At 48.7% G+C, this 24,293-nt stretch carries 31 protein-coding genes and 3 pseudogenes; 16 read left to right on the forward strand and 18 right to left on the reverse strand.

Annotated features, from left to right (window positions below):
- Positions 1-4 precede the first annotated feature (4 nt).
- The gene (gene purT, locus ACLJQD_RS05825; protein ID WP_017441951.1) at positions 5-1,183 is read right to left on the reverse strand and encodes a formate-dependent phosphoribosylglycinamide formyltransferase; all 1,179 of its coding nucleotides are present in this window, start codon (positions 1,181-1,183) and stop codon (positions 5-7) included.
- Positions 1,184-1,315: 132 nt separating this feature from the next.
- Between purT and yebG the strand changes: the two genes are divergently transcribed.
- The 4 genes from yebG (at position 1,316) to ptrB (ending at position 5,044) form a co-directional block, all read left to right on the forward strand.
- Positions 1,316-1,606 (forward strand): DNA damage-inducible protein YebG, encoded by a 291-nt coding sequence (gene yebG, locus ACLJQD_RS05830; protein WP_000257723.1) that lies wholly within the window; start codon positions 1,316-1,318, stop codon positions 1,604-1,606.
- A gap of 67 nt (positions 1,607-1,673) precedes the next feature.
- Positions 1,674-2,027, forward strand: coding sequence for a protein YebF (yebF, locus tag ACLJQD_RS05835; RefSeq protein WP_001042123.1), 354 nt, complete (start codon positions 1,674-1,676; stop codon positions 2,025-2,027).
- 93 nt (positions 2,028-2,120) lie between these two features.
- The gene (locus ACLJQD_RS05840) at positions 2,121-2,780 is read left to right on the forward strand and encodes a tellurite resistance TerB family protein (protein WP_000024707.1); all 660 of its coding nucleotides are present in this window, start codon (positions 2,121-2,123) and stop codon (positions 2,778-2,780) included.
- A 212-nt stretch (positions 2,781-2,992) separates the two neighbouring features.
- Positions 2,993-5,044, forward strand: coding sequence for an oligopeptidase B (ptrB, locus tag ACLJQD_RS05845; protein WP_001604737.1), 2,052 nt, complete (start codon positions 2,993-2,995; stop codon positions 5,042-5,044).
- Positions 5,045-5,078: 34 nt separating this feature from the next.
- On the opposite strand, the gene exoX is transcribed toward ptrB, so the two are convergent.
- The 3 genes from exoX to ACLJQD_RS05860 all read right to left on the reverse strand — a co-directional run bounded on the left by exoX (position 5,079) and on the right by ACLJQD_RS05860 (position 6,795).
- The gene (gene exoX, locus ACLJQD_RS05850) at positions 5,079-5,777 is read right to left on the reverse strand and encodes an exodeoxyribonuclease X (RefSeq protein WP_000944282.1); all 699 of its coding nucleotides are present in this window, start codon (positions 5,775-5,777) and stop codon (positions 5,079-5,081) included.
- A gap of 23 nt (positions 5,778-5,800) precedes the next feature.
- A complete protein-coding gene (locus tag ACLJQD_RS05855; protein ID WP_000100257.1) occupies positions 5,801-6,457 on the reverse strand; it encodes a carbon-nitrogen hydrolase family protein in 657 nt (218 codons plus the stop codon).
- A 107-nt stretch (positions 6,458-6,564) separates the two neighbouring features.
- A complete protein-coding gene (locus ACLJQD_RS05860; protein ID WP_017441952.1) occupies positions 6,565-6,795 on the reverse strand; it encodes a DNA polymerase III subunit theta in 231 nt (76 codons plus the stop codon).
- A 137-nt stretch (positions 6,796-6,932) separates the two neighbouring features.
- On the opposite strand from ACLJQD_RS05860, the gene yobA reads away from it, so the two are divergent.
- Genes yobA through ACLJQD_RS05875 form a run of 3 tightly spaced genes read left to right on the forward strand, consistent with a single transcriptional unit; the run spans position 6,933 to position 8,553 of the window.
- Positions 6,933-7,307 carry a CopC domain-containing protein YobA gene (gene yobA, locus ACLJQD_RS05865; RefSeq protein WP_000168395.1) on the forward strand — a complete coding sequence of 125 codons (375 nt, stop codon included), beginning with the start codon at positions 6,933-6,935 and terminating at the stop codon, positions 7,305-7,307.
- Entirely contained in the window at positions 7,308-8,183 is an 876-nt protein-coding gene (gene copD / locus ACLJQD_RS05870) for a copper homeostasis membrane protein CopD (protein ID WP_017441953.1), read from the forward strand.
- 16 nt (positions 8,184-8,199) lie between these two features.
- Positions 8,200-8,553: a YebY family protein gene (locus tag ACLJQD_RS05875; RefSeq protein ID WP_017441954.1), complete on the forward strand. Its 354-nt coding sequence runs from the start codon at positions 8,200-8,202 to the stop codon at positions 8,551-8,553.
- A gap of 364 nt (positions 8,554-8,917) precedes the next feature.
- Here ACLJQD_RS05875 and ACLJQD_RS05880 read toward each other — a convergent pair.
- Positions 8,918-9,271: pseudogene (locus ACLJQD_RS05880) on the reverse strand (tyrosine-type recombinase/integrase); the annotation flags it as partial.
- A gap of 262 nt (positions 9,272-9,533) precedes the next feature.
- Between ACLJQD_RS05880 and sspH3 the strand changes: the two are divergent.
- The 3 genes and pseudogenes from sspH3 to ACLJQD_RS05895 form a co-directional block, all read left to right on the forward strand.
- On the forward strand, positions 9,534-11,954 hold the full coding sequence (sspH3, locus tag ACLJQD_RS05885; protein ID WP_024149295.1) for a type III secretion system effector SspH3: 2,421 nt from the start codon (positions 9,534-9,536) through the stop codon (positions 11,952-11,954).
- Positions 11,955-11,987: 33 nt separating this feature from the next.
- Positions 11,988-12,089: pseudogene (locus tag ACLJQD_RS05890) on the forward strand (DUF4113 domain-containing protein); the annotation flags it as partial.
- Positions 12,090-12,095: 6 nt separating this feature from the next.
- Positions 12,096-12,624, forward strand: a pseudogene (locus tag ACLJQD_RS05895) (transposase); the annotation flags it as partial.
- A 145-nt stretch (positions 12,625-12,769) separates the two neighbouring features.
- Here ACLJQD_RS05895 and ACLJQD_RS05900 read toward each other — a convergent pair.
- Positions 12,770-12,910, reverse strand: coding sequence for a hypothetical protein (locus tag ACLJQD_RS05900; RefSeq protein WP_031615664.1), 141 nt, complete (start codon positions 12,908-12,910; stop codon positions 12,770-12,772).
- 165 nt (positions 12,911-13,075) lie between these two features.
- Positions 13,076-13,345, reverse strand: coding sequence for a hypothetical protein (locus ACLJQD_RS05905; RefSeq protein WP_077907250.1), 270 nt, complete (start codon positions 13,343-13,345; stop codon positions 13,076-13,078).
- A gap of 370 nt (positions 13,346-13,715) precedes the next feature.
- Between ACLJQD_RS05905 and ACLJQD_RS05910 the strand changes: the two genes are divergently transcribed.
- Positions 13,716-14,135 carry a GNAT family N-acetyltransferase gene (locus ACLJQD_RS05910; RefSeq protein WP_017441959.1) on the forward strand — a complete coding sequence of 140 codons (420 nt, stop codon included), beginning with the start codon at positions 13,716-13,718 and terminating at the stop codon, positions 14,133-14,135.
- A gap of 235 nt (positions 14,136-14,370) precedes the next feature.
- Here the strand turns inward: ACLJQD_RS05910 and ACLJQD_RS05915 are convergent, their stop codons facing one another.
- From ACLJQD_RS05915 to ACLJQD_RS05930, 4 genes are all read right to left on the reverse strand, one after another.
- A complete protein-coding gene (locus ACLJQD_RS05915) occupies positions 14,371-14,529 on the reverse strand; it encodes a lipopolysaccharide 1,2-N-acetylglucosaminetransferase (protein WP_023165344.1) in 159 nt (52 codons plus the stop codon).
- A complete protein-coding gene (locus ACLJQD_RS05920; protein WP_077907251.1) occupies positions 14,526-15,020 on the reverse strand; it encodes a glycosyltransferase in 495 nt (164 codons plus the stop codon). Before ACLJQD_RS05920 ends, ACLJQD_RS05915 begins: the two co-directional genes overlap by 4 nt.
- Before the next feature lie 255 nt (positions 15,021-15,275).
- Entirely contained in the window at positions 15,276-15,695 is a 420-nt protein-coding gene (locus ACLJQD_RS05925) for a type II toxin-antitoxin system HigA family antitoxin (RefSeq protein ID WP_000561389.1), read from the reverse strand.
- Positions 15,692-16,003, reverse strand: a complete 312-nt coding sequence (locus tag ACLJQD_RS05930; protein ID WP_017441960.1) for a type II toxin-antitoxin system HigB family toxin — start codon at positions 16,001-16,003, stop codon at positions 15,692-15,694. The genes ACLJQD_RS05925 and ACLJQD_RS05930 overlap by 4 nt, the downstream gene beginning before the upstream one ends.
- 178 nt (positions 16,004-16,181) lie before the next feature.
- On the opposite strand from ACLJQD_RS05930, the gene ACLJQD_RS05935 reads away from it, so the two are divergent.
- On the forward strand, positions 16,182-16,481 hold the full coding sequence (locus ACLJQD_RS05935) for a hypothetical protein (RefSeq protein WP_017441961.1): 300 nt from the start codon (positions 16,182-16,184) through the stop codon (positions 16,479-16,481).
- 298 nt (positions 16,482-16,779) lie between these two features.
- On the opposite strand, the gene ACLJQD_RS05940 is transcribed toward ACLJQD_RS05935, so the two are convergent.
- The 4 genes from ACLJQD_RS05940 to ACLJQD_RS05955 form a co-directional block, all read right to left on the reverse strand.
- Positions 16,780-17,562: a DUF2971 domain-containing protein gene (locus tag ACLJQD_RS05940; RefSeq protein ID WP_023242818.1), complete on the reverse strand. Its 783-nt coding sequence runs from the start codon at positions 17,560-17,562 to the stop codon at positions 16,780-16,782.
- Between the two features lie 362 nt (positions 17,563-17,924).
- On the reverse strand, positions 17,925-18,077 hold the full coding sequence (locus tag ACLJQD_RS05945; protein ID WP_153257556.1) for a hypothetical protein: 153 nt from the start codon (positions 18,075-18,077) through the stop codon (positions 17,925-17,927).
- Positions 18,078-18,228: 151 nt separating this feature from the next.
- Positions 18,229-18,705, reverse strand: coding sequence for a hypothetical protein (locus ACLJQD_RS05950; protein ID WP_017441964.1), 477 nt, complete (start codon positions 18,703-18,705; stop codon positions 18,229-18,231).
- Positions 18,706-19,032: 327 nt separating this feature from the next.
- Positions 19,033-19,428, reverse strand: coding sequence for a DUF1398 domain-containing protein (locus ACLJQD_RS05955; RefSeq protein ID WP_000422887.1), 396 nt, complete (start codon positions 19,426-19,428; stop codon positions 19,033-19,035).
- Between the two features lie 680 nt (positions 19,429-20,108).
- Between ACLJQD_RS05955 and sopE2 the strand changes: the two genes are divergently transcribed.
- The 4 genes from sopE2 to pphA all read left to right on the forward strand — a co-directional run bounded on the left by sopE2 (position 20,109) and on the right by pphA (position 22,154).
- A complete protein-coding gene (sopE2, locus tag ACLJQD_RS05960) occupies positions 20,109-20,831 on the forward strand; it encodes an SPI-1 type III secretion system guanine nucleotide exchange factor SopE2 (RefSeq protein ID WP_017441965.1) in 723 nt (240 codons plus the stop codon).
- 284 nt (positions 20,832-21,115) lie between these two features.
- Positions 21,116-21,280, forward strand: a complete 165-nt coding sequence (locus tag ACLJQD_RS05965; RefSeq protein WP_017441966.1) for a hypothetical protein — start codon at positions 21,116-21,118, stop codon at positions 21,278-21,280.
- Entirely contained in the window at positions 21,271-21,486 is a 216-nt protein-coding gene (locus tag ACLJQD_RS05970; RefSeq protein WP_024137349.1) for a hypothetical protein, read from the forward strand. Before ACLJQD_RS05965 ends, ACLJQD_RS05970 begins: the two co-directional genes overlap by 10 nt.
- Positions 21,487-21,503: 17 nt before the next feature.
- On the forward strand, positions 21,504-22,154 hold the full coding sequence (pphA, locus tag ACLJQD_RS05975) for a protein-serine/threonine phosphatase (RefSeq protein ID WP_017441967.1): 651 nt from the start codon (positions 21,504-21,506) through the stop codon (positions 22,152-22,154).
- An 18-nt stretch (positions 22,155-22,172) separates the two neighbouring features.
- Here the strand turns inward: pphA and ACLJQD_RS05980 are convergent, their stop codons facing one another.
- The 3 genes from ACLJQD_RS05980 to rsmF form a co-directional block, all read right to left on the reverse strand.
- Positions 22,173-22,364: a YebW family protein gene (locus ACLJQD_RS05980; protein ID WP_000457838.1), complete on the reverse strand. Its 192-nt coding sequence runs from the start codon at positions 22,362-22,364 to the stop codon at positions 22,173-22,175.
- Between the two features lie 110 nt (positions 22,365-22,474).
- Positions 22,475-22,711: a YebV family protein gene (locus ACLJQD_RS05985; RefSeq protein ID WP_024131108.1), complete on the reverse strand. Its 237-nt coding sequence runs from the start codon at positions 22,709-22,711 to the stop codon at positions 22,475-22,477.
- Positions 22,712-22,828: 117 nt separating this feature from the next.
- Positions 22,829-24,268 carry a 16S rRNA (cytosine(1407)-C(5))-methyltransferase RsmF gene (gene rsmF, locus ACLJQD_RS05990; protein ID WP_023242819.1) on the reverse strand — a complete coding sequence of 480 codons (1,440 nt, stop codon included), beginning with the start codon at positions 24,266-24,268 and terminating at the stop codon, positions 22,829-22,831.
- Positions 24,269-24,293 lie beyond the last annotated feature (25 nt).

Consider the following 24,293-nt stretch of genomic DNA (forward strand, 5'->3'; position numbering starts at 1 on the left):
CGCATTAGCCTTTTACCGTCACGCGGCTGGCGGCCTTTTTCGCTCTTATCACCGCTTCTTCAACGTTTTCACCTGTCGCTAACGCTACACCAAGACGACGGGTGCCGTCGATCTCAGGCTTACCAAACAGCCGTAGCTGTACTCCGGCTCCTACCGCCGCGTGTACATTATCAAACGTCACATTTCGACTGGTAAGCTGCGGCAGAATCACGGCCGAGGCAGCGGGACCATACTGGCGAATAGCGCCTACGGGCATTCCCAGAAAGGCGCGCACATGCAGCGCAAACTCAGAGAGATCCTGAGAAATCAACGTGACCATTCCGGTATCGTGCGGGCGAGGGGAGACTTCGCTGAAAATGACTTCATCGTCACAGACGAAGAGTTCAACGCCGAACAGGCCATGACCGCCTAACGCCAGTACCACATGACGGGCAATCTCTTGCGCCCGCTTCAGCGCCAGTTCGCTCATCTGCTGTGGCTGCCAGGATTCGCGATAGTCGCCATCTTGCTGACGATGACCGACCGGCGCGCAGAAATGCACGCCATCGACGGCGCTAACGGTGAGCAGCGTGATTTCAAAATCAAATTTAACCACGCCTTCCACAATCACGCGACCCGCGCCAGCGCGTCCGCCCTGTTGAGCATACTCCCATGCCTGCGCGAGCTGTTCGGCCGAGCGGATAAAGCTCTGGCCTTTGCCGGAAGAGCTCATGACCGGTTTGACGATGCAAGGAAAACCCACTGCGGCTACCGCATCATGAAAACTGGCCTCACTGTCGGCAAAGCGATACGTCGATGTCGGCAGACCTAATTCTTCTGCGGCCAGGCGACGGATCCCTTCGCGGTTCATTGTGAGCTGCGTTGCACGGGCACAAGGCACAACATTCAGCCCTTCGTCCTCCAGCTCGCGCAGCGTATCGGTGGCGATCGCTTCTATTTCCGGCACGATATAATGCGGTTTTTCCTCTGTTATCACATGACGTAGCGCCTCGCCGTCCAGCATATTAATGACGTGTGAACGGTGAGCCACATGCATGGCAGGCGCATCAGGATAGCGATCGACGGCGATAACCTCGATCCCCAGGCGTTGGCATTCAATCGCCACCTCTTTTCCCAATTCACCTGCCCCTAATAACATCACCCGCGTTGCTGCCGGACGCAGCGCAGTGCCTAATAGCGTCATATTTCTGTCCCCTTATTTACCTGCGCGCAGTATATACGAAAACGTTTGCGTATGTCTTTTCGAATAGATTGCTTTTCTTGCTGCCTTGCAATATACTGTATATAAACACAGGTAAATAAGGGGCTGCAAAAAATGGCGGTTGAAGTTAAATACGTAGTCATTCGCGAGGGTGAGGAGAAGATGTCATTTACCAGTAAAAAGGAAGCCGACGCCTGGGACAAAATGCTCGATACTGCCGATCTTCTTGATACCTGGCTTGAGCAGTCGCCAGTCGTGCTGGAAGATGGGCAGCGCGAAGCGTTGTCGCTGTGGCTGGCGGAACATAAAGAGGTGTTAAGCACGATCCTCAAAACCGGTAAGTTGCCTTCTCCGCAGGCGGTTGAAAAGGACGCCGCGAGTAAAACGAAAAAGCAAGCCGCCTGAACCCATACTTGCGCTCCCGGCGTTTTGTACCATGCTTTTCCTGAATCATTGTGCTAAGGAGAAAAGTATGAATAAAAGAGGAGCGTTGTTGAGCCTGCTGTTGTTATCCGCCAGCGTATCGGCATTTGCGGCATCCACCGAGAGTAAATCGGTTAAGTTTCCGCAGTGCGAAGGGCTGGATGCCGCCGGGATTGCGGCAAGCGTGAAGCGCGACTACCAGCAAAATCGTATCGTGCGGTGGGCAGACGACCAAAAAAAGGTCGGGCAGGCTGACCCGGTCGCGTGGGTTAATGTGCAGGACGTTGTAGGTCAAAATGATAAATGGACAGTTCCGCTAACCGTTCGCGGTAAAAGTGCCGATATTCATTATCAGGTTATCGTTGATTGCAAAGCCGGCAAGGCGGAATATAAGCCCCGCTAGCAGCGTAATTTGCGCTTCTTTTGCCGGAACAGACAATTCCTGACATCCCCTCAGGTACGCTTGACCATTATTGGTCTGTATTTGAGGGGTACTATGGCTAACTGGTTGAACCAATTACAATCACTTCTTGGGCAAAAAGGCGCTTCTGCATCGCCTTCCGGTGAACAGGGGTTAAATAAACTGCTGGTTCCCGGCGCGCTGGGCGGTCTGGCTGGACTGTTGGTCGCCAATAAGTCTTCGCGCAAATTATTAACCAAATACGGTACTGGCGCTTTGCTGGTGGGCGGCGGCGCGGTGGCGGGTTCCGTATTGTGGAATAAGTACAAAGATAAAGTACGCGCCGCGCATCAGGGGGAGCCGCAATTCGGCAGCCAAAGTACGCCGCTGGATGTTCGCACTGAGCGACTGATCCTGGCGCTGGTTTTTGCTGCAAAAAGCGATGGGCATATTGATGCCAAAGAACGCGCGGCGATTGAGCACCAACTGCGAGAGTCAGGTGTTGAAGAGCAAGGGCGTGTGTTTATCGAGAAAGCTATTGAGCAGCCGCTTGATCCACAACGTCTGGCACAGGGCGTTCGTAATGAAGAAGAAGCCCTGGAAATCTACTTCCTGAGCTGCGCCGCCATTGATATTGACCACTTTATGGAACGTAGCTATCTGAATGCGTTAGGAGACGCACTAAAAATTCCTCAGGAGGTTCGGGACGGTATCGAGCAGGACTTGCAGCAGCAAAAACAGGCGCTACCAGGCTGATAACCTGCCATTAAGTAACATGTTTCGCTTGCATCATGCGTGTCTTTTGCCACCCTTATAGGATGGATAGTTTACGTCATTCATGTTGCAGGATAGCGGCGAAGCAGTGACATCTCAGGCGCTTACCGAGGTGAGCGACCGGGACTACCATGCTACGCCGCTGTGTTTGCCGCGTGATATATAACAAATATTAACGCAAAAGAAAAAACGACATGTTGCCAAAAGCCAATCGAATTCCCTATGCCATGACCGTACATGGCGATACGCGCATTGATAATTATTACTGGCTGCGAGATGACACTCGCTCGCAGCCGGAAGTCCTTGATTACCTGCATCAGGAAAATGAGTATGGCCGGAAGGTCATGTCCTCTCAGCAGGCGTTACAGGACCGCATTCTAAAAGAAATTATCGATCGCATCCCGCCCAGAGAAGTTTCCGCTCCGTATGTGAAAAATGGCTATCGCTACCGTTATATCTATGAACCCGGCTGCGAATATGCCATCTATCAACGACAATCGGCGTTAAGCGAAGAGTGGGATGTGTGGGAAACCTTGCTCGATGCGAACCAGCGGGCCGCGCACAGCGAATTTTATACGCTCGGCGGACTTGCCATTACGCCGGATAATACCATCATGGCGCTGGCGGAAGATTATTTATCCCGTCGTCAATATGGGTTGCGTTTTCGTAACCTCGAAAGCGGTAACTGGTATCCGGAACTGCTGGATAACGTTGCGCCTGAATTTGTCTGGGCCAATGATTCCCTGACCCTTTACTATGTGCGTAAGCATAAGAAGACGCTGCTGCCCTATCAGGTTTGGCGGCACACGATTGGCACTCCGTCATCGCAAGATGAACTGGTATATGAAGAAAAAGACGATACCTTTTATGTCAGCCTGCATAAAACCACTTCGCAGCATTATGTGGTGATTCATCTTGCCAGCGCCACCACTAGCGAAGTGCTATTACTTGACGCGGAACTGGCCGATGCCGAGCCGTTTTCATTTTTACCGCGCCGCAAAGACCATGAATATAGTCTCGATCACTATCAACATAAGTTTTACCTGCGTTCTAACCGGAACGGTAAAAACTTTGGGTTGTACCGCACCCGCGTGCGCAATGAAAACGCCTGGGAAGAACTGATCCCTCCGCGCGAGCATATTATGCTGGAAGGGTTTACCCTGTTTACCGACTGGTTAGTGGTAGAAGAGCGTCAACGGGGGCTTACCAGCCTGCGGCAAATTAACCGTAAAACCCGTGAAGTGATAGGCATCGCCTTTGACGATCCGGCTTACGTGACTTGGCTTGCCTATAATCCCGAACCTGAGACCTCCCGGCTGCGTTACGGCTATTCTTCAATGACGACGCCAGATACCTTGTTTGAACTGGATATGGATACCGGAGAGCGACGGGTACTTAAACAGACGGAAGTGCCTGGGTTTGATTCTGGCTGTTATCAGAGCGAACACCTGTGGATCACCGCACGCGACGGCGTCGAAGTGCCGGTATCGCTGGTTTATCATCAGAAGTATTTTCGTAAAGGGCAAAATCCGCTTCTGGTTTACGGTTACGGATCTTACGGTTCCAGTATTGACGCCGACTTCAGCAGCAGCCGACTGAGTTTGCTGGATCGTGGCTTTGTTTACGCAATCGTACACGTTCGCGGCGGCGGTGAGCTGGGGCAGCAGTGGTATGAAGATGGTAAATTCCTCAAAAAGCGGAATACTTTTAATGACTATCTTGATGCCTGCGATGCCTTATTAAAACTGGGTTACGGTTCACCGTCGCTGTGTTATGGGATGGGCGGGAGCGCGGGCGGAATGTTAATGGGCGTCGCTATCAACGAACGCCCCGAGCTTTTCCACGGCGTTATTGCCCAGGTACCCTTTGTTGATGTATTAACCACGATGCTGGATGAGTCGATCCCACTAACGACAGGAGAGTTTGAAGAGTGGGGGAACCCGCAGGATAGTGAGTATTATGACTATATGAAAAGCTATAGTCCTTATGACAATGTCAAAGCGCAGGACTATCCGCACCTGCTGGTGACGACAGGATTGCACGATTCTCAGGTGCAATACTGGGAGCCGGCGAAGTGGGTGGCAAAATTACGCGAGCTAAAAACGGACCAACGTCTGCTGCTGTTATGTACGGATATGGACTCCGGGCACGGTGGTAAGTCGGGGCGGTTTAAATCCTACGAAGGCGTCGCGCTGGAGTTCGCCTTTTTAATCGGCCTGGCGCAGGGAACCTTACATAGCGCATAGACGCGCGCCCGCAACGGCTTGTAAGCGTCGCGGGTTATTGTGGTGTTCCATTGCTGCGTTGCTCGCCAGCCTGAACATCTTCCAGGTAGTGTTTAAGCGTCAGGCGAAGTTCTGGGCTCATATTATCAAGGTTATTAAAAAGCCAGCGTAAATAGCCCGGATCGCGTTTTGCGACTTCAGATACCGCCTTACCGCGGTATTTACCGAACGGGAAAGTGGTTAACAGCGCAGGACGGCCCGTGATATTGACCATTTCTTCCGCGGTCCAGCCGGTGGTTCGCATAATATCAATCAGCAAGGCGGCGGTGATATAGCAATCATAAAGCGCCCGGTGATGGTGCAGCCCCGGCGGCGTTTGTACGCTTAGTTTGCGCGATTTATAGAGCGCCATATTGCTGTATTTTATTCCCGGCCACAGGCGTCGCGACAACTTCATGGTACAGATCCACTCACCCGGCAATTCAGGTAATACGCGTCTGTCGAAACTGGCATTGTGAGCGACATACCACTCACTACCGTAATAAAGCGGTATGACATCTTCAATCCACGGCTTATCGGCGACCATGGCTTCGGTAATACGGTGTATCGCCATCGCCTGCGGCGTAATAGGGCGATCGGGGCGTATCAGGTGACTCATGGGATTGACAATGTTGCCATCAATGACATCAACAGAGGCTATCTCTACGATCCCGCCCTGCAGCCCGCAGGTTTCCGTGTCTATAATCCGCAACATGATTCATTCCTCACCGAAAGACCTTAGCGTAATGGAATGATATCGCCTTGCCAACCCTCCGTTGTGCGCAGGCCCGTCAGTAATAGCGAACCGCAATCGGCACGAACAATAAGTTGCCCGCTTTCATCCCACAGCGCGCTACTGCCACAGGCATTGGCCATCAGTACGGCCAGCGCATATTTATGCGAAAAACGTTGTAAGCGTGAGGTAGAAGCATGGAGCTCAGGTTCGTTAAGACATTGACTGGTTGTGAATAACGTAAATGAGGGATCTATATCACCACCTTCTGGCTGCTCATCCACCACGTTGATAGCGCTTCGCTGCCTGGCAATACAGGCGCCATGACTTTTGTGAAACATGAGCGGCGACGTTAGCCATGGGGCAAAAATAGCGATGCCTTTTACGAAGCGGCAGTTATGCTCAACAGGCATACCCACAATGATAGTCATATGGTGGGTATCGGCCGCATGAGTGAGCGGCTGTAAAAGCGCCTCGTCAGGCGGGGCGGGCAACGATTTATTTCTTTCGTCGCAGCCTAATAGCGACAGCGACGGAAAGACCAGCAGTTCGCACTGTTGACGAGCCGCAAGCTCAATATATTCCAGATGATGGGCGACATGCTCCGCCGGCGAGGCGTTCAAGGGCGCATACTGCGCAGCAGCAATTTTCCAGGAGGACATAATGACTTCCTTTTCATAGTCTCTACAGCCATTCTAAAAAGCATAGGTTAAGAATCGCCTTATAATGTAGTCGTCTGCATGTAAGGAAGTGTAACGTTATATAATTTTTATTTAACTTTGGGTTCGTAAGGGAGTCGGGATAGTGATACGGAAGCCAGACGATGGGCAATCAGCCGCTCACGAAACCAGGCGCGTAGATGCTCTGGCTGCTCACGTTCGACCGCCTCCACGACAACTGGCATATTGTAGCGCTCTTTAAATGCCACCCCGGCTGCCGCCAGGTCCACATTGACTTTATCCATTTCCGCTTGTTCAAGCTGAGCCAGATTCGTTTTCATACGTGTCTCCTTTTCTGTTGCCGCCAGAAGGTACTAAGAGTCCGCGGTAATGGCAAGATGGAAATGATGATCCTCGACTCATTGATTGTTGAAGGTTATTCTTTGTAACGTAGGTATAACAAAAAGGAATAGTGAATATGGCTTCTTCTGCACCATCGCGACGTTTAGCTTTACTGCTGCTGGCATCGACATTTGTGACGCCAGCGGCCTGGGCACATGCGCACCTGACGCATCAGTATCCAGCGGCGAATGCTGCCGTTACGGCCTCGCCACAGGCGCTGACCTTGAATTTTTCTGAAGGGATTGAGCCAGGGTTCAGCGGCGCAACCATTACTGGCCCTCAGCAAGAGCTCATCAAAACGCGCCCGGCAAAGCGAAATGAACAGGATAAAACGCAGTTGATTATCCCGCTTGAGCAGCCGTTAAAATCTGGCGCTTACACGGTAGACTGGCACGTTGTGTCGGTGGATGGACATAAAACAAAAGGGAAATACACCTTCAGCGTGAAATAAATGATGCTGACATTCGTCTGGATAACTCTCCGATTTATTCATTTTGCTAGTTTGATGCTGGTCTACGGCTGCGCGCTTTACGGCGCCTGGCTGGCACCCGCATCAATTCGTCGTTTAATGACGCGTCGATTTTTACATCTGCAACGACATGCCGCCGCCTGGAGCGTTATCAGCGCGGCTTTTATGCTGGCGATTCAGGGTGGACTGATGGGCGGCGGCTGGCCCGATGTTTTTTCCGTCTCGGTGTGGGGCGCGGTACTGCAAACCCGCTTTGGCGCGGTCTGGATATGGCAAATTATCCTCGCGCTGGTCACGCTGGCGGTGGTAGTCATTGCGCCGGTAAAAATGCAACGACGGCTTCTTATTCTAACCGTTGCTCAGTTTATCCTGCTGGCAGGCGTTGGACATGCGACGATGCGCGATGGTGTAGCGGGAACATTACAGCAAATTAACCATGCTCTGCATTTACTCTGTGCCGCAGCCTGGTTTGGCGGGCTGTTGCCAGTGGTTTATTGTATGCGCATGGCTCAGGGACGCTGGCGTCAACATGCCATTAGCGCCATGATGCGTTTTTCTCGTTATGGTCACTTTTTTGTGGCGGGCGTATTGCTCACAGGCATTGGCAACACGCTATTTATCACGGGATTTACCGCTATCTGGCAGACCACCTATGGACAGTTGCTTTTGTTAAAATGTGCGCTGGTGGTGCTTATGGTAGCAATTGCGCTGACGAATCGGTATGTTCTCGTACCACGTATGCGACAGGAAAATCCCCGGACTGACCTATGGTTTGTCAGGATGACGCAAATTGAATGGGGAGTTGGAGGCATAGTTCTGGCGATCGTCAGCCTGTTTGCAACCCTCGAACCTTTCTGATGGACTGGCATAACGAATGAAAAAAATACTCCTTCCGGCGCTTCTGCTGGCCACTTCGGGCGTAGCGTTGGCGGCGCCGCAGGTGATTACCGTAAGTCGTTTTGAAGTAGGAAAAGACAAGTGGGCGTTTAATCGGGAAGAGGTCATGTTGACCTGTCGGCCTGGCCAGGCGCTCTATGTGATCAACCCCAGTACGCTGGTGCAGTATCCCTTGAATGCCATTGCCGAACAGCAAGTAGCGGAGGGTAAAACGCGCGCTCAGCCTATTGCCGTCATTCAAATCGATAACCCGGCGAAGCCCGGTGAGAAAATGAGTCTGGCGCCGTTTATCGAACGTGCGCAAAAGCTTTGTGATTCATCCAATAACTGATTGATTTTTAATAAAAAAACCGTAAACCTTCACGAAAAGGCTTACGGTTTTTTTATCTCTGATGACAGACAAAACGCCAGGTTTTTTCAATCACCTTCGTCACAAACTGGAAAACTTGGCGTCGTCATCTATTCTTAAAGGGCAAGGCGATTTAGCCTGCATTAATGCCAACTTTTAGCGCACGGCTCTCTCCCAAGAGCCATTTCCCTGGACCGAATACAGGAATCGTATTCGGTCTCTTTTTATTTAGATTATAAATCAATGGGTTATGTGTTTCCCCTCGAAATTTCCTCGAATTTCTGTATTCCGGTCTTTTTGGTTATATCACATCCAAATCCAGTTTAACATTTCTTTTACAACAAAATCAGAGCATCACGTAAGCTTTATTATCGCGTTCATCGAGATAGAGTTTCGTGGTGTTCTCTGAGGTGTGGCCCAGTAGTTTTTGAGCGAATTCCTCGCCGAGTTCGTCTTTGTATAGCCGCCCGGGCAGGCTACGGATCTCGTGAAATGTCGGTGGGTTATCACTAAATTTAGCGCCTGAAATTTTTCTGGCTTTTACAAATTTCTTTGTCAGCCCATCCGGGTGAATATTCCCGGTCGGGCTATTTTTCCTGATTCCTGCACTGATCATGAAATCAGTTCGGCTTACCAGCCGGCAGCGATCGATAACCGTTCCCGGACGTAACCCTGGCGCCTGAAGTGTCAGGGATCTGCCTGCCAAAATTGAACGCCCGGGCGCTGATGCCGGATGATCTGGTCATCGTAGAAAGCGCCCCTGAAAAAATCGACACCTTTAGCTGCAAAATGACAGTCCCGCCATCCGGTCATCATAACGGATTTTTCTTCTGCACCTACTGAAGCCCGCCATGGCAGGACGACCATGAATCCGTCGATAACCTTATTGTGAAATTAAGACCAGGGAAAGAGGATGTCCGCCAGACAGACATTATGTGTAAATTTATAAAGGTTTTTTTATTATGCCCTTGCATGTTGGACGCGGATGTCTTCCCGCCACAATTACTAATCTTCGTATTAACTGTATAGCCCAATCTGCAACCCCGCCTGAAATGAGCTTATGGGAAAAAATTAAGGAGTTTTTCTGCTCAACGCACCAGACTGAAGCGCAGGAATGTATCTGGACGATTTGCCACCCTTCGGTCGGAACGACGCGGGAGGATGTAGTCAGCAGATTTGAACAGCTCAGGATGCTCGTGTATGCCGGATACGAGGAAAGCATTCACTCCGGCCGCCACGGGGAAAGCCACTTCTGTATCCTGGATGCAGACAACCAGGAGATATTGTCGGTCACCCTTGATGACGCCGGGAACTATACCGTGAATTGCCAGGGGCACAATGAAACATATCGCTTCACCATGGACATAGAACAGGGAGAGGAATGTACAGAACATGCGGAAGGGGCATCCGGGACACTCCAGGTATCCCCCCTTCCGGCTCCGGCGGCTCCACAGACACCAGCAGAGTATGATGCTGTCTGGTCAGAATGGAAGGGGGCTGCGCCAGCAGAAGAGTTACGCGGTCGTGCTGCGACGGTACAGAGAATATGTACCTGCCTGAATAACGGCAGTCGAGAGCTTAATGTGGGAGAGTCAGGCCTTACCGCCTTACCAGACCGTTTACCAGCGCATATAACAACATTGGTTATTCCTCATAATAATTATCTGACCAGCCTGCCGACGCTGCCGTCAGGACTGGAGGTGCTTACTGTCGAAGATAACCAACTGACCAGCCTGCCGCCGTTGCCGTCAGGACTGGAGGTGCTTACTGTCGAAGATAACCAACTGACCAGCCTGCCGCCATTGCCGGCAGGACTGGTGGTGCTGACGGTATCAGGTAACCAACTGACCAGTCTGCCGCCGTTGCCGGCAGGACTACAGACGCTGTCGGTAGCAGGTAACCAACTGACCAGCCTGCCGCCGTTGCCGGCAGGACTACAGATGCTGTTGGTAGCACGTAACCAACTGACCAGCCTGCCGCCGTTGCCGGCAGGACTACAGATGCTGTCGGTAGCAGGTAATCAACTGACCCGCCTGCCGCCGTTGCCGGCAGGACTACGGAGGCTGTTGGTAGCAGGTAACCAACTGACCAGCCTGCCGCCGTTGCCGGCAGGACTACAGGTGCTGTCGGTATCAGATAATCAACTGACCAGCCTGCCGCTGTTGCCGGCAGGACTGGAGTTGCTGACGCTCGAGCGCAATCCACAACTGGTGCGCCTGCCGCCGTTGCCGGAAGGACTACAGACGCTGTCGGTTGATGCTAACCCACAGTTGACCCGACTGCCGGCGTTGCCGTCAGGCCTACAACGGTTGTATGCCCGCAATAACCAACTGACCCGCCTGCCGGAAAGCATCACGGGTCTGTCTTCAGAGGCAAGCGTAAATCTGGAAGGCAATCCTCTGTCTGAACGCACTCTGCAGGCGCTGCGGGAGATCACCAGCGCGCCAGGCTATTCAGGCCCCAGGATACTATTCGATATGGCGGGAGCCTCAGCCCCCCGGGAAGCCCGGGCACTGCACCTGGCGGCCGCTGGCTGGCTGGTGCCTGCCCGGGAGGGCGAACCGGCTCCTGCAGACAGATGGCATATGTTCGGACAGGAAGATAACGCTGCTGCCTTCAGCCTCTTCCTGGACAGACTGAGTGAGACGGAAAACTTCATGAAGGACGCGGGGTTTAAGGCACAGATATCGTCCTGGCTGGTACAACTGGCTGAAGATGAGGCGCTGAGAGCAAAAACCTTTGCCATGGCAACAGAGGCAACAGCAAGCTGCCAGGATCGGGTCACACTTGCTCTGCACCAGATGAAGAACGTACAACTGGTACATGATGCAGAAAAAGGGCAATACGATAACAATCTCGCGGCGCTGGTTGCCACGGGGCGTGAGATGTTCCGTCTGGAAAAACTGGAACAGATTGCCCGGGAAAAGGCCGGAACCCTGGCCTTGGCCGATGATGTTGAAGTCTATCTGGCGTATCAGAATAAGCTGAAGAAAGCACTCGGGCTGACCAGCGTGACGGCAGAAATGCGTTTCTTTGGCGTATCCGGCGTGACGGTTTCAGACCTTCAGGCTGCGGAGCTTCAGGTGAAAGCCGCTGAAAAAAGCGAGCTCAGGGAGTGGATACTGCAGTGGGGGCCGTTACACAGCGTGCTGGAGCGCAAAGCGCCGGAACGCGTTAACGCGCTTCGTGAAAAGCAAATATCGGATTATGAGGAAACGTACCGGATGCTGTCTGACACAGAGCTGAGACCGTTTGGGCTTGTCGGTAATACCGATGCAGAGCGCACTATCGGAGCAAGAGCGATGGAGAGCGCGAAAAAGACATTTTTGGATGGCCTGCGACCTCTTGTGGAGGAGATGCTGGGTAGCTATCTAGCGCCTTAACTGAACATGATATTCACCGCGCCAGGCGAATGGGGGACGTTGTACTTCGCCGGGCAGGGGATGCCGCAACAGTGGGCTATGAAGCGAGAAATGCTTTCGCCTCGGTACACCACCCGCTATGAAGACCTGCTTCGTCCTGATGTTCAGGACATCCTGATTGCCTGTGTGGATGGTCTGAAGGGCTTCCCGGGTGCGATAAACAGCGTCTTCCCGCAGACCCATATCCAGCTGTGCATCATTCATATGGTGCGTAACAGCCTGAAATACGTGTCCTGGAAAGACTACAAAGCCGCCACCAGCGGCCTCAGGCCCGGCCGAAGATGCGGTACTGATGGCGATGGATGCGTTCGCGAAAGTCCGGGACGATAAATATCCGCAAATCAGCAAAAGCTGGCGTGCGCACCGGGAAAACCTCAATACGCTCTTCAGTTATCCGCCGGATATCCGCAAGGCCATCTATACGACAAACGCAATCGAATCCCTGAACTGCGTGATCCGTGCCGCGATTAAGAAACGCAAGGTGTTCCCAACGGATGACTCAGTACGAAAAGTTATTTATCTGGCAATCAAGGATGCGTCAAAAAAATGGAGTATGCCGATCCAGAACTGGCGGCTGGCGATGAGCCGTTTTATTATCGAGTTCGGTGACCGCCTGAGCGATCACCTTTAATAACTGGGCAGTTACACAGAATTACTGACAGGCTCATTCTTTTGTGTTGCACCTCTCTGTTTCTATTGTTTTAGATAGCCATAAGAGCTCCGTTGCTGAGAGTTTTAGTCGTGGGGTTCTTTCTTCTGCACCGGGTGGGCGCATTTCATAACTGCAGGACCATCTGCTGAATACTGTATAGCACTGTATATCGCATGTTGTTGAGGTCAGTGTGCAATTCCTCGGTACTGGCTTGTTCTGTATAGGTCCGGAGATTTCTGGGTAGTGTCCTTTTGGGCCTGAACATATGTGTTTGATTGAAAATGGCATCGTGTTTTATCCTTTACGCTGTGAAATGTTGTTTTGTGCTCTTCTGTTGTGATTGGTGATGTGACGGGATCGTCCATGCACCCTTCCTTTTATTGACGGCGTATCAGTCCATTGATGCCATGCTTGCTTAATTTGTCCAGCATCAGCAAGCCGTCGTTTTCTTTCTGCTGCAATTCAAGCAACTTAAACCGTATTTCGTTAAGTAAAGGTTTAATAACTCCGCGCTTGCGAACCACCTTTCTGATAACGTCTTTTTCGAAGTATAAACGGCAGAAGTGATTTTCATAATTCGCCTACACTCTTCACCCTGTGCTGGCAAATCTTCAACGCTGAAAGGCTGGGGAGAAGGGCGTCCAGTTGCTGAACGGAGAGCGAACCAAACGCCCTGATTCCACGCGTTATCAAACTTCATACCGTGGTCATCATCCAGACAAGGCGCTTGAGGTTGCTCATATCTTTTGGGGAAAGAGGTTTGGCGGTGGATACTGGATATCCTGGATCGGGAAGTGGGTTCCACTGGTGCCAAATACAGGGTGCTGGTAAACCGGGTGGATACCTCAAATCCTGACAGGCCAGAGCATCAGCCTGATAAAATCGTATTACTGATTTCTAACCAGTGGCACATTAATTGTACCAGCTCAGACTCCAACTGACAGTTTGCTTTAAGCGAGTAGCGGACGTGACCTGTCCCGCAGGAGTAAAAATAAACTTTCTATTGATACATTTAATTAACTTATTTATAACGTTATATTCCAAATGCAAACTTGTTCAATTGGATATGTATGGACATTCAAATCACACATCAAGTTACTGAATTTGATAAAGAAGAACTATTAGCCGGATTAAGAAGCTACAATGCTCAGTTCGTCGATTTTAGTAAAAATGGGCAGCTTGGGGTCTACTGCAGAAACGAAAGCGGCGAAATGGTAGGCGGATTAATTGCTGACAGAAAAGGTCCGTGGCTCTGCATCGACTATCTTTGGGTAAGTGAATCTGCAAGAAGCTGCGGTCTGGGGAGCAAACTTATGGAGATGGCCGAAAAAGAAGGTTTGCGGAAAGGCTGTGTTCATGGACTTGTAGATACCTTTAGCTTCCAGGCTCTCCCTTTTTATGAAAAACAGGGTTATATACTTCAAATGTCGCTACCGGACTTTCCTAAAGTAGGTTCGCAAAGGCATTATTTAATTAAGCCCGGTTTATAGCTTTGCTGCATTTGAATACCCATAGCTTTATGAAAGCTGTAATCAGGTAGCTTTAAAATATATCGTACTGGTGGTCTGTACACACCATGATCAGCGTCCGCTTCTGGCACAGGGCGGACAGTCAGATTAGGTTTGGCGCTGTGCCATAGATATGTCAGCTCACATTTGAGCTAATGCGCATTAATTATCTAAACCAGTTATTAACCACTTCCTCAAACCGCTGGGTTACTTTTTCTCACGGGAATTTCTCTTCCACACAACGTTGTCCATGTAAGGCAATATTGTTTAAATCAGGGGATGCCAGCGCTTTATTAATGTCCCTGGCAATGGTCTCCGGGGTCATTGGCTCCTGCAAATGGAAGCCGGTATCCCCCTCTTTTACGAGCTCAGTCATCCCGCCGCGTGTACTGACCAGTACAGGCTTTCCTGCCCCATTGCTTCAATTGCAACCATGCAGAACGGTTCCTGGAATTGAAAGGGAATAACAACCAGAACTGCTAACGAATAGTAATTGTATATCTCTTCAGGCGTTACACCTTCAACCATATGACAGTGTGGTTTTAGCCGTTTTGCTAATTCCCGCACCTCACGCTGATAGGTTGCTTTTTCACCTTTACTTTTACTCATATAGTTACCAACGACAACTAACTCTATATCGTTGCGTTCCTTGAGGAGTTGTTCGAACGCCTGTAAAAGCAAAGTCACTCCCTTATCCGGTGATATAAGGCCTGCAAAGAAAATCGTTTTTTTCTCCGGAGTTATTCCCTGGTCAGACTTTTGCAGTGGTACAGCGTTTTTCTGATAGGCCTCCAGGTCAATACCATTAGGGACGATAGCGATATCAGCATCCGGCAGGTACGCCTGATAATGCTTCTTCAAAAACATGTTAGTGATTTTGTTTCCGGGGAGAATTCTACCTTTTTAACTTCGTCGGTATTCAAAGGAATAACCGGGCCATCTACTGGTATATCGTTCATGATCTATCTCTCCTTTTATCTGGTTACTTTCGCATCGCAACGATATCAGGCGAGGTAATACGCCGCCAGAAAATGTCCTGGTGGCAATCTTTTTCTGCAGATCACATCAAAACCATCCAATGGAAGTGAGGGCAAATAGCAGCTTCCACTGCTAAGCGTTGTTTTATAAGAACCACTCAGGTTTCACGCCAAATCGTGCTGAAAGCGCTTTGATGTGCGTAATCGTTAACGAGCGCTGTCCGGACAGGATCTGACTTACCAGTGATTTGGAACCGATTTCTTCTTTAAGATCTGAGTATGAGAGTTTGTACTGGTCAATTAGCGTGCGCAGCAGGGCAACACCAACCGGCATTTCAGCAACAGATTTGTTGAACTCGGCGAACTGCTTGCTGTTATCTTCGTACTCGGCAATTTTGCTTGCCAGGAAGTCAATCAGCGGGTTTTCATCGTCATTTTCGATAAGATAATCAACCAGCGCTAGCGCATCACGATAATCTTTCTCTGACGCGCTGCCACCCAGGAAAGGAACGGCGGCGACCAGCGCCTTTGTGGCTTCGATAGCTTTTGCGGTGTTGGCAATCATTCTTTATTCTCCCTGTAGTAGCGGGTCAGCTTGTCATATTCAGCGTGAGTGGCGATGTGTTTCACATAAAAGCGTTTGTTTATAAAGTTGATGTAAGCGATCACCCTCAGGTTGTTGCCTCCGACATCCAGTACCCACCACTTGTTACGGTACTTAAAGTTATCGAGACTCGGTATGACTTTTCGTAGCTCTGCCGGAGAAGAGAAATCTCTTTCGCGGACTAAGCGATACAGGGCTTTTATGGCTAACGAGTCATTGGGATATCGTCTTGCCGCTTCATCAAAAGGCTCTTTTGATATGACATGCATTATGCGTTAAACCTGCCTGTTTACACTATGTGAACATTATACCAGTGATGCTTTCCGTTTACAATATGTGAACGGTTTAATTTTGAACACACTTCAATTACGCATCCGCCCAATCAGCCACCTACATATCACATACCCTGACACCGTGGGCGAGACGCTTTCCATCAACGGACAGACAATGAAACTTCCTGAACTTAACTGGCCCTGGGCCGCATACTTCTGGGTCGGCTGTATCTGGCTTGGCTCTATTGCGCATTCAGCGTTTTGTGTGCTCGTGGGTGATGATGTCACTGTCATTGGTGTCATTCTGCAACTGATCGTCGCGTCGTTCGCCGGGCTGCTGGCAATCCTCATTGCCATCCGCTTTAACTGGAGCGCTGAAACAGCGGGGAGTGTCTGTTCAATCGCTGGCTGGGCCGGTGGCCGGTTCGTTCAGGCTGTTGAGCACAAGGTAATGACGATGATCGCGAAAAAGTGATCTTGTAAATTCTGACCGAGGAAATCCAAATGAAAAAAAACGTATTAGCTGTACTCGCAGCGGTTTCGCTGTGCGCGTTATCGGCGTGCTCGACTTACACCGAAGCAACTGGCCCTAACGGGACGACAGTGAAGCATGTTGCCGTGGCACCGGGAACCAGTGCGGTCACATCGAACGGTGGGTATATTAATTCAGGTGGTGGAGTGTGTGAACAGCAGACGGCCAGCACAACTACTGCCCAGTAACCACTACAGAGCGTCAGGGGTTGGCGCTCTTTGCCAAATGTTTGCCTATTTCGTCAGACTTTAAGATGGTCTAAACTGTAATTTCTTTTGTTTATTTTATTTTCGAATATATTAGTTTCGGGTAAATGATTATGAATCATACATAATATTTTATTCCTATCCTGTTCCTGCATAGCGCAGCCAAGTGTAACTGATTTGAAGCATTCTTTCGGGAGAGAGAATAGTCCGTTTTCAGCAAGATTTTTTATTGGTATTATTGATCTGTATTCATTTTCATAATTCCAAATTTCTTGCTTTGTCAAAAGCAATACTTCAAAAAGCTTTTTGGCTTCTTCGGGGAATAACTCCTTATTCATGCCCTTAATCATTTCAAAGGTTATCTCAGGGAATTGTTCTGTGTACTTTATTTTTTTTAGTGTGTTAGCGATTACAGTGCATTCTTTTAGTTTTTCTATATCGATTTCGAACATAATGCCTGTATGGTTTTGTGCGTAATGAGACCACATTAAATGGTTGTTCGGTATTTTACTTAAACATAAAACACCGAATTTTTCTTTGATTATTTTATGAGTTGCGTCGATAAATCCTTTATATCCATATATGGTTTTCTCCATTATGTCTGAAATTGACATGCTATGCCTTATAGCTTTCTCTATATTTAAATAATTATCGACTGTCTTATTTTCAATGAACAATTGAATTGAAGTGTTTATGATGTTATTTGCTTTCACTAGTTCTTGATGTTTACCCGGTCTTTTCTCTTTAAATTGTTCATATATGGTGTTTGTGTCGTTTGGTGTTAGCAGTCTGCAAGTGATTGATGAAGCTATAGCCATTAATCTTATTGCGTTGCTTTCATTTTTTTCATCGAGGTGAAATCTTGACTCAAATGGATCGTTAAAGTCGAGGATAGATGACCATCTGAAACTCTGATTCTGTATAATGCGAGTGGCACTGTCAAACGTAGTATATTTATATAATGATGATGGTATGTTCATAAATTTTATATTTGCAGTAAATTAATAAAACATGATGTATCTTCTCTGATTATGTTTCACTTGTACATGTGTAAATAATGTTATACGTGCTTTTTTTGTTATTTTATGTGAAATAACAACCTCATCTGAAGGCGAATAATTAACCAAAACCGACTCATCCAAAATTATCGGCAGAAGCGCACCGCTGAAACCGAAAAGGCTCAGAACAAATCAAACTGCGGCGTGGCCCGAGGATCGTACTCTTCAACTGAAATCCCCAGCTCGCGCCGGAACCATCGTGCAACCAGTTGCTGGTGGCAGAACTCCCCAGGCTTTTCCCAGCACATCAGCACCGGCTCCACATTCCCCATCAACAGGTGCAGCTCATTCCAGGTCTGCTCAGGATTTAACTTCGCCAGTATGTCGCGCTCGTACAGTTCGATATTAGGAGGAGATCACTCCACATAAACGTAATTAATTTTATACTAAATCTCTATGGTATGGCGCAGGCGTTTAGAAGATAGGTCAATTGCGATCTGCTGGCTGGGATTTCGTCGCGCCACTCAAAAATGCGCAGAGTTTTTCACCCGCCGTCAATGGCTCAATGGGCGTTTTTCTGAGGGCGGTCTCAGTCATGACGATGGCAGGACCAATAAGCATGGACCATGCTTCGCTCGCGTCTTGCTCAAGCGATGTGAAGGCAAGGAACAGTGTTTTATCTGAAGGAAAGCGGTGCTGAGTATTAAAAAGTTTCAGCCAGGCGCGGGACTGCCGGTCGGCCTGTGCTGATCGCGTGCCGAAGCGGAGTACTCTTTTTAGTATGGCGATACCCACAATGCCTGGCCCCAGAATAAAGGGACTCCCGATGTTTATGGTGACGCCGACCCCGAGAAAAACGAGGGCGAATGACAGCACGTTATCTACTCTTCTGGTAAGAGTACTGTATAGCTTTTCCAGAGAGTACCGGTAAAGAATTTGATAACTGATTTCATCCTTGCTCATACATCTCCAGATGGTTTTCCGATTACGCTCCGGTATGCTCCCGGAATCCTGACAGATTCTGCAATTATGCCACACTTCCTGGAGGGTATTAATTAGATAGAATATAAATAGCAGGCAAATATTTTGAGCTTTTAGTCGATATCGCTTTGAATATCATTTCTCCTGCATCAGGAGATGCTGTTGTCGAGCATCGTGTCAAACGTTGCTGCGTCGGTCGGACTGCACAGGATAACTCTCGTAGTCAGACTCTCATCATGGTCTCAAATGGATAAACCGCAGTCGTAACACGCCGGATGTCACGACTGACGCTATTATTACCCTGGCTTGTTAAAGCGGCATGACCACATTTTCTATATATAATAATTGGTTGTCTTTCGACCAGTATTGTCGAGTTTTTTGGTTTAATTCCACAATCCATTTAAAAACGCCTGCTGTTGCCAGATCGGTACAGTATTTTTCATAGGAATGCTCCCCCGAAAAGTGTTTGGCTGAAGTCAATTTTATTAATTGCGTATTCGGTGTTGAATTGACTTTAATCAGCTTTCTATTGCTTTTAATAGAAATGAAGTGGCCTGCATGAGTGATAATTTTCACATTACCGGTAGCAACAAAATAGATGTAATAAGCGATATTATTATATTCCAGATCGATTAGAAATGCGTTGAAATTTGCATCCTTTCTGACGCGCTCGAAAAAGTGGTTAAGCATAAGCTGTAATTCCATTTGTTAACCTATTGTAAGTTATAATGTTATATGTTGTGTTAGAGTATTGTTACTTAAAAGCAGCCATACAAAGATGTTACCTAAAAGCAATAATAATCACCTGGTATCATATAGTTTACGTTATGATTGGAATAGTGTCGCAATTGTTACTGATTATTTCTCGTAGCGCGTTTTTTTGACCACTAATAGATGAGTCAATCCATTTTATTTGTAGTTTTTCTGAACGCCATGAAAAGTCATAATATATAAAAATCAGTTAATTAATTGATATTTAGATAAGGATTACAGTGGTGGAGAGGTTTGGCGTGGCGACTTTATAGGTTTTGAAAAAGCAGCTAACTCGCTGGCAGGATAACTGACAGTCAGCGTTTGAATGTGGGCAAAATCGTAACAACATCAGCATAAATAATAATATTCATGAATGTTTTGTGTGACGCAGCAGTTGAATTGAAGTGATGTTTTGCCTGTTCAGGATTGTCCCGATAAAAATGTTCCTCGATAAAAGTCGATCACCTTGTGCCGAAAAAAAAGCTAAGTGACAGAAGAACAAAATTCATCAGGAAAATAAAATTTATACAGATCAATGAGTAAAAATGGTTGTGGAGAAGGTGGCTATTTTTTGAAAGCAAGAAATATAAATAAAGTGTAGCTATGCATAGTTATCTAAAAGGAGAACTACCGTGACTAATATAACCCTATCCACCCAGCACTACAGAATCCATAGAAGTGACGTTGAACCAGTAAAAGAAAAAACAACGGAGAAGGACATTTTTGCAAAAAGTATTACTGCCGTTAGAAATAGCTTTATCAGCCTGTCGACGAGTTTGTCAGATCGCTTTAGCCTGCATCTGCAAACAGACATACCGACTACCCATTTTCATCGTGGGAACGCCTCTGAGGGTAGGGCAGTATTAACCAGTAAAACTGTTAAAGATTTTATGCTGCAAAAGCTCAATAGCCTGGATATCAAAGGTAATGCGAGTAAAGATCCGGCCTATGCTCGTCAGACATGCGAAGCCATGTTATCAGCCGTGTACAGTAATAATAAAGATCACTGTTGTAAATTACTCATCAGTAAAGGGGTCAGTATTACCCCCTTCCTGAAAGAGATAGGAGAGGCTGCGCAGAATGCGGGGCTACCTGGGGAGATAAAAAACGGCGTATTTACTCCAGGTGGGGCAGGAGCGAATCCTTTTGTCGTCCCCCTCATTGCTGCAGCGAGCATTAAATATCCGCATATGTTTATAAATCATAATCAGCAGGTGTCTTTTAAAGCGTATGCTGAGAAAATCGTTATGAAAGAGGTTACGCCGCTGTTTAATAAGGGGACGATGCCGACGCCACAACAATTTCAGTTAACTATAGAAAATATTGCAAATAAGTATCTTCAGAATGCCTCCTGAAGATAGCAAACACAATACTGCTATTAACCATATGAATTAATAGCAGATTTTCTGAAACTGTATATTCATTTTTATGGCGACGCTTTTAACAAAACGTCGTCATTTTTATTTTAATATAAAAATCAAATGGATACCCTTAAAACTTAAAATAATTGTTATTACTCTAAATAACGGTATAACCAGACAGCTTTTTTTATAACGCTGCGTGTTGTTAAGTCTATGATACCCGCGCACGGATGATGTCTCGATAAGGATTAATGGTCTGTTAACTGTCAGGAGAGGTTATGCCGCCTTTAAAAAAAATTATGCTGCTCCTGTTTGTGGGGGGGATGGTCGCCACAGTAACAACACCTGCATTGGCGCTGGTTTGCCTTGCATCTCACTCAGCTAAAGAGTGTGCTGAAGCCTGTGGTGTCGATATGTGGTTTATGTTTTTGGCATGCTTTTAAGGAGGAAGAATATTGAAGGTGAACAGGCGATAGTGAGTAGCTCGCTGCGCCAGGGGATAACACTCCCCTGGCGCAGCCAGTTATATTTTATTGCGATAATAACAAAGTATTTACTCGCTACTGATGAAATTCGCTATTTACAACAGAGCACGTTTACTAAGCAAGAAAATCTGCACACGCTATCCTTTTATATCTGTCCTGGGTAATGAACGACAGGAAAAATATGATGCGGCCTGAAGAGGTTTATCAGCGAATAGAGGCAAAGAATTGGCGGCATGTCTGGGTGGTCGGCGATATCCACGGCTGTTTTTCAATGTTAATGAAAAAGTTACGTGAGTGTCGATTTGATCCGCAACAAGACTTGTTAGTTTCTGTGGGCGATCTCATTGATAGAGGCCCGGACAGCCTGGGTTGCCTGGCTTTACTGCGTGAGTCCTGGATGATGGCGGTTCGCGGCAATCATGAACAAATGGCGCTGGATGCGCGGGCCTCATCGCAGTCGACGCTGTGGTTGATGAATGGTGGCGACTGGTTTACCCGCCTGACGGCTGAACACGCTGCGCAAGCTGAAGCGCTTTTTATTCTTTGTCAGCGGCTGCCCTGGATACTGGAAGTTCGCTGCCGCCATAGCACGCATGTGATCGCTCATGCAGATTACCCCGCGTCAACCTATCAATGGCAAAAAAAGGTCGATTTACATCAGGTTCTCTGGAGCCGCGAACGGCTCATAAATAAGCGCGGCGGGATTAGCGGAGCCGATCATTTTTGGTTTGGCCATACGCCGTTGCGTCGGCGCATGGATTTTGCCAACGTACACTATATTGATACGGGCGCGGTATTTGGCGGGCAATTGACGTTAGCGCGGATACAATAGCGGTATCAGCGACCAGGGTTAAAAATCGCTATATTGCTGCGCAGGTCGCCAGAAGCCGTCGATAAAATCCTCTACCGGAAAACAGCCGCCATGGCGAATCCGTTGATCGTCCATCGAATAAAGACACTGCTGCTCGGTATCGTAGATGTCCACGACAATATCCTCGCATCCTCCATCCAGGTAACATACAAAAAGTACCAGCGCGAACATTACATCCTCAATGTTAACTACTTTACACGATAGTGTAGGAGAGGTTAGCGCAGGGGGGAAATGAGAAAAGGAAGAATAAATAACCCGCCTGGCGACGGGTTCTTTTTGAGTCAGGCAAGACGCATGACCCAGGCATCAGATTTAGGATCGTAATGAGTACGGAACAAAACGGAATGTTCCCCGTTGAGAATGGCGGGAACGCTGGTTTCGGCATCCCAGGCATCCAGTTGCATACATAAATCCGGATCGGATTTACAGGGGATAGTTAACGTTCGCTCCCCCGGCGATTCGCCATGTAATTCGGCATCGTCGATTTCAAAAGCGCCAATGCGCACACTGGTTTTCATCATCGTGCTCTCCGTTAATACGCTAATTGTGGTACGACCAGTTTAGCCGTCCATTTTTCAGCGTAGTCAACGTACGCAAAAGCGCCAGTCAAAAAGTGCGGTTTTTTTGTGCGCCTTTTAACTATTACCAGTAAAGAGTTTGCCATCCCGCACCAGTTCACGCGGGTAACTGTTCTTTATTCTTGAGCCGATACGTTTTGCCAGACCAAGCGGCTGACGCTGGAACGTCACCAGGACATCATCAGCGGCAGGGGGTGTTTGCGGATAAATATCCCGACCGCGATACCACTCCTCCGCCTCTTGCGCAGAAAGTTCGAACGCGTGAGCATGAGTCGGGCAGGCAAGGGCTATCGTCGCTTCATGTTGCCAGCGATAGCCTTTATTATGACTTTCGGCCAGCTTAATACCGAGCCGGGAAAAACGGACTTTTCCGATCAGTGATTCAATTTCTGCCGGGAACAGCCAGACCTCTTTTTCACGCTGCCAAAGATGGAGATTTTCATCCCATAGCAGTCCGACGGCGTTGGCCGCCTGGGTAACGTGTAATGCTTCGCGGCCTTTGAGGGGGGTAAAAGGAAACGCCCCCACTTTATACCCCGGCGCGGGCATGGCTGGAAGGGATGACATTTTACGCAGACGTGCGACGAAGAATCCTTCGCAGTCGTAAATTTGCGGGAAGACGTGCAGGAAGCCTTCCGGGGTGAGGGCGCGGTCAGCGTCAGGAAACAGATCACCCAGCGGCAAAAATTCAACGGCGTCGGCGTAGGTCTCTTTCAGCCAGAGGCAGACCTCTTCGTTTTCCTGGCGATTTAACGTGCAGGTGGAGTAGACCAGCGTGCCGCCGGGTCGTAAAGCATGAAAAGCGCTGTCGAGCAGTTCCCGCTGTGTCGCCGCGATATCCAGATTACTTTCTGGCGACCAGTTTTTTAGCGCATCAGGATCTTTACGTACTACGCCTTCGCCAGAGCAGGGCGCATCCAGCAGGATAGCGTCAAACATCTCCGGTAACGCAGCGCCAAATACGCGACCATCGAAATGCGTCAGTGCGGTATTGGCGATTCCACATCGGCTGATATTAGCGTGCAGAACTTTGACGCGGCTGGCCGAAAATTCGTTGGCCAGAATGGCGCCGCGGTTCCCCATGCGGGCAGCGATCTGCGTGGTTTTTGAGCCAGGCGCCGCTGCCATATCCATGACCCGCTGCGGATGATTATCATCGGCGAACAGGGCCGCGACCGGCAGCATCGAACTGGCCTCCTGAATGTAAAACAGGCCGCTTAAATGCTCAGCGGTACTGCCAAGCGGCAATGCCTCTTCATCATCGCGCTCGATCCAGAATCCTTCATGACACCACGGAATTGGCGTGAGCGACCAGCCGTAGGGCGCGATTAGGGCAAGGAAATCAGCCACGGAAATTTTAAGCGTATTGATGCGTATACTGCGGCGCAACGGGCGTTGGCAGGCCGAAATAAATTCATCAAAAGAGAGCGTGGAAGGCATTGCTTCACGCATTTGCGTCAGAAAAGCGTCAGGAAAATAGACAGCGTGTTGAGCCACAGGTGTATCGCCGGCAAAAAAACAG

This window comes from Salmonella sp. SAL04214 (assembly GCF_046550615.1).
GTDB lineage: Bacteria > Pseudomonadota > Gammaproteobacteria > Enterobacterales > Enterobacteriaceae > Salmonella > Salmonella enterica.

What these genes read in the sequence shown, in the direction of transcription:
- ACLJQD_RS05900 (WP_031615664.1), bottom strand. Translation starts at nt 12,910, where the DNA reads ATGTTCAGGCCCAAAAGGACACTACCCAGAAATCTCCGGACCTATACA.
- purT (WP_017441951.1), bottom strand. Translation starts at nt 1,183, where the DNA reads ATGACGCTATTAGGCACTGCGCTGCGTCCGGCAGCAACGCGGGTGATG.
- ACLJQD_RS05950 (WP_017441964.1), bottom strand. Translation starts at nt 18,705, where the DNA reads ATGAGCAAGGATGAAATCAGTTATCAAATTCTTTACCGGTACTCTCTG.
- ACLJQD_RS05970 (WP_024137349.1), top strand. Translation starts at nt 21,271, where the DNA reads ATGCTTTTAAGGAGGAAGAATATTGAAGGTGAACAGGCGATAGTGAGT.
- ACLJQD_RS05965 (WP_017441966.1), top strand. Translation starts at nt 21,116, where the DNA reads ATGCCGCCTTTAAAAAAAATTATGCTGCTCCTGTTTGTGGGGGGGATG.
- yebG (WP_000257723.1), top strand. Translation starts at nt 1,316, where the DNA reads ATGGCGGTTGAAGTTAAATACGTAGTCATTCGCGAGGGTGAGGAGAAG.
- ptrB (WP_001604737.1), top strand. Translation starts at nt 2,993, where the DNA reads ATGTTGCCAAAAGCCAATCGAATTCCCTATGCCATGACCGTACATGGC.
- ACLJQD_RS05905 (WP_077907250.1), bottom strand. Translation starts at nt 13,345, where the DNA reads ATGAAGTTTGATAACGCGTGGAATCAGGGCGTTTGGTTCGCTCTCCGT.
- copD (WP_017441953.1), top strand. Translation starts at nt 7,308, where the DNA reads ATGATGCTGACATTCGTCTGGATAACTCTCCGATTTATTCATTTTGCT.
- ACLJQD_RS05925 (WP_000561389.1), bottom strand. Translation starts at nt 15,695, where the DNA reads ATGATTGCCAACACCGCAAAAGCTATCGAAGCCACAAAGGCGCTGGTC.
- ACLJQD_RS05980 (WP_000457838.1), bottom strand. Translation starts at nt 22,364, where the DNA reads ATGTTCGCGCTGGTACTTTTTGTATGTTACCTGGATGGAGGATGCGAG.
- sspH3 (WP_024149295.1), top strand. Translation starts at nt 9,534, where the DNA reads ATGCCCTTGCATGTTGGACGCGGATGTCTTCCCGCCACAATTACTAAT.
- ACLJQD_RS05875 (WP_017441954.1), top strand. Translation starts at nt 8,200, where the DNA reads ATGAAAAAAATACTCCTTCCGGCGCTTCTGCTGGCCACTTCGGGCGTA.
- yobA (WP_000168395.1), top strand. Translation starts at nt 6,933, where the DNA reads ATGGCTTCTTCTGCACCATCGCGACGTTTAGCTTTACTGCTGCTGGCA.
- ACLJQD_RS05860 (WP_017441952.1), bottom strand. Translation starts at nt 6,795, where the DNA reads ATGAAAACGAATCTGGCTCAGCTTGAACAAGCGGAAATGGATAAAGTC.
- ACLJQD_RS05940 (WP_023242818.1), bottom strand. Translation starts at nt 17,562, where the DNA reads ATGGCTATAGCTTCATCAATCACTTGCAGACTGCTAACACCAAACGAC.
- ACLJQD_RS05915 (WP_023165344.1), bottom strand. Translation starts at nt 14,529, where the DNA reads ATGACTGAGCTCGTAAAAGAGGGGGATACCGGCTTCCATTTGCAGGAG.
- ACLJQD_RS05910 (WP_017441959.1), top strand. Translation starts at nt 13,716, where the DNA reads ATGGACATTCAAATCACACATCAAGTTACTGAATTTGATAAAGAAGAA.
- ACLJQD_RS05930 (WP_017441960.1), bottom strand. Translation starts at nt 16,003, where the DNA reads ATGCATGTCATATCAAAAGAGCCTTTTGATGAAGCGGCAAGACGATAT.
- pphA (WP_017441967.1), top strand. Translation starts at nt 21,504, where the DNA reads ATGATGCGGCCTGAAGAGGTTTATCAGCGAATAGAGGCAAAGAATTGG.
- ACLJQD_RS05920 (WP_077907251.1), bottom strand. Translation starts at nt 15,020, where the DNA reads ATGTTTTTGAAGAAGCATTATCAGGCGTACCTGCCGGATGCTGATATC.
- yebF (WP_001042123.1), top strand. Translation starts at nt 1,674, where the DNA reads ATGAATAAAAGAGGAGCGTTGTTGAGCCTGCTGTTGTTATCCGCCAGC.
- exoX (WP_000944282.1), bottom strand. Translation starts at nt 5,777, where the DNA reads ATGTTGCGGATTATAGACACGGAAACCTGCGGGCTGCAGGGCGGGATC.
- ACLJQD_RS05955 (WP_000422887.1), bottom strand. Translation starts at nt 19,428, where the DNA reads ATGGAATTACAGCTTATGCTTAACCACTTTTTCGAGCGCGTCAGAAAG.
- ACLJQD_RS05855 (WP_000100257.1), bottom strand. Translation starts at nt 6,457, where the DNA reads ATGTCCTCCTGGAAAATTGCTGCTGCGCAGTATGCGCCCTTGAACGCC.
- ACLJQD_RS05935 (WP_017441961.1), top strand. Translation starts at nt 16,182, where the DNA reads ATGAAACTTCCTGAACTTAACTGGCCCTGGGCCGCATACTTCTGGGTC.
- ACLJQD_RS05985 (WP_024131108.1), bottom strand. Translation starts at nt 22,711, where the DNA reads ATGAAAACCAGTGTGCGCATTGGCGCTTTTGAAATCGACGATGCCGAA.
- ACLJQD_RS05840 (WP_000024707.1), top strand. Translation starts at nt 2,121, where the DNA reads ATGGCTAACTGGTTGAACCAATTACAATCACTTCTTGGGCAAAAAGGC.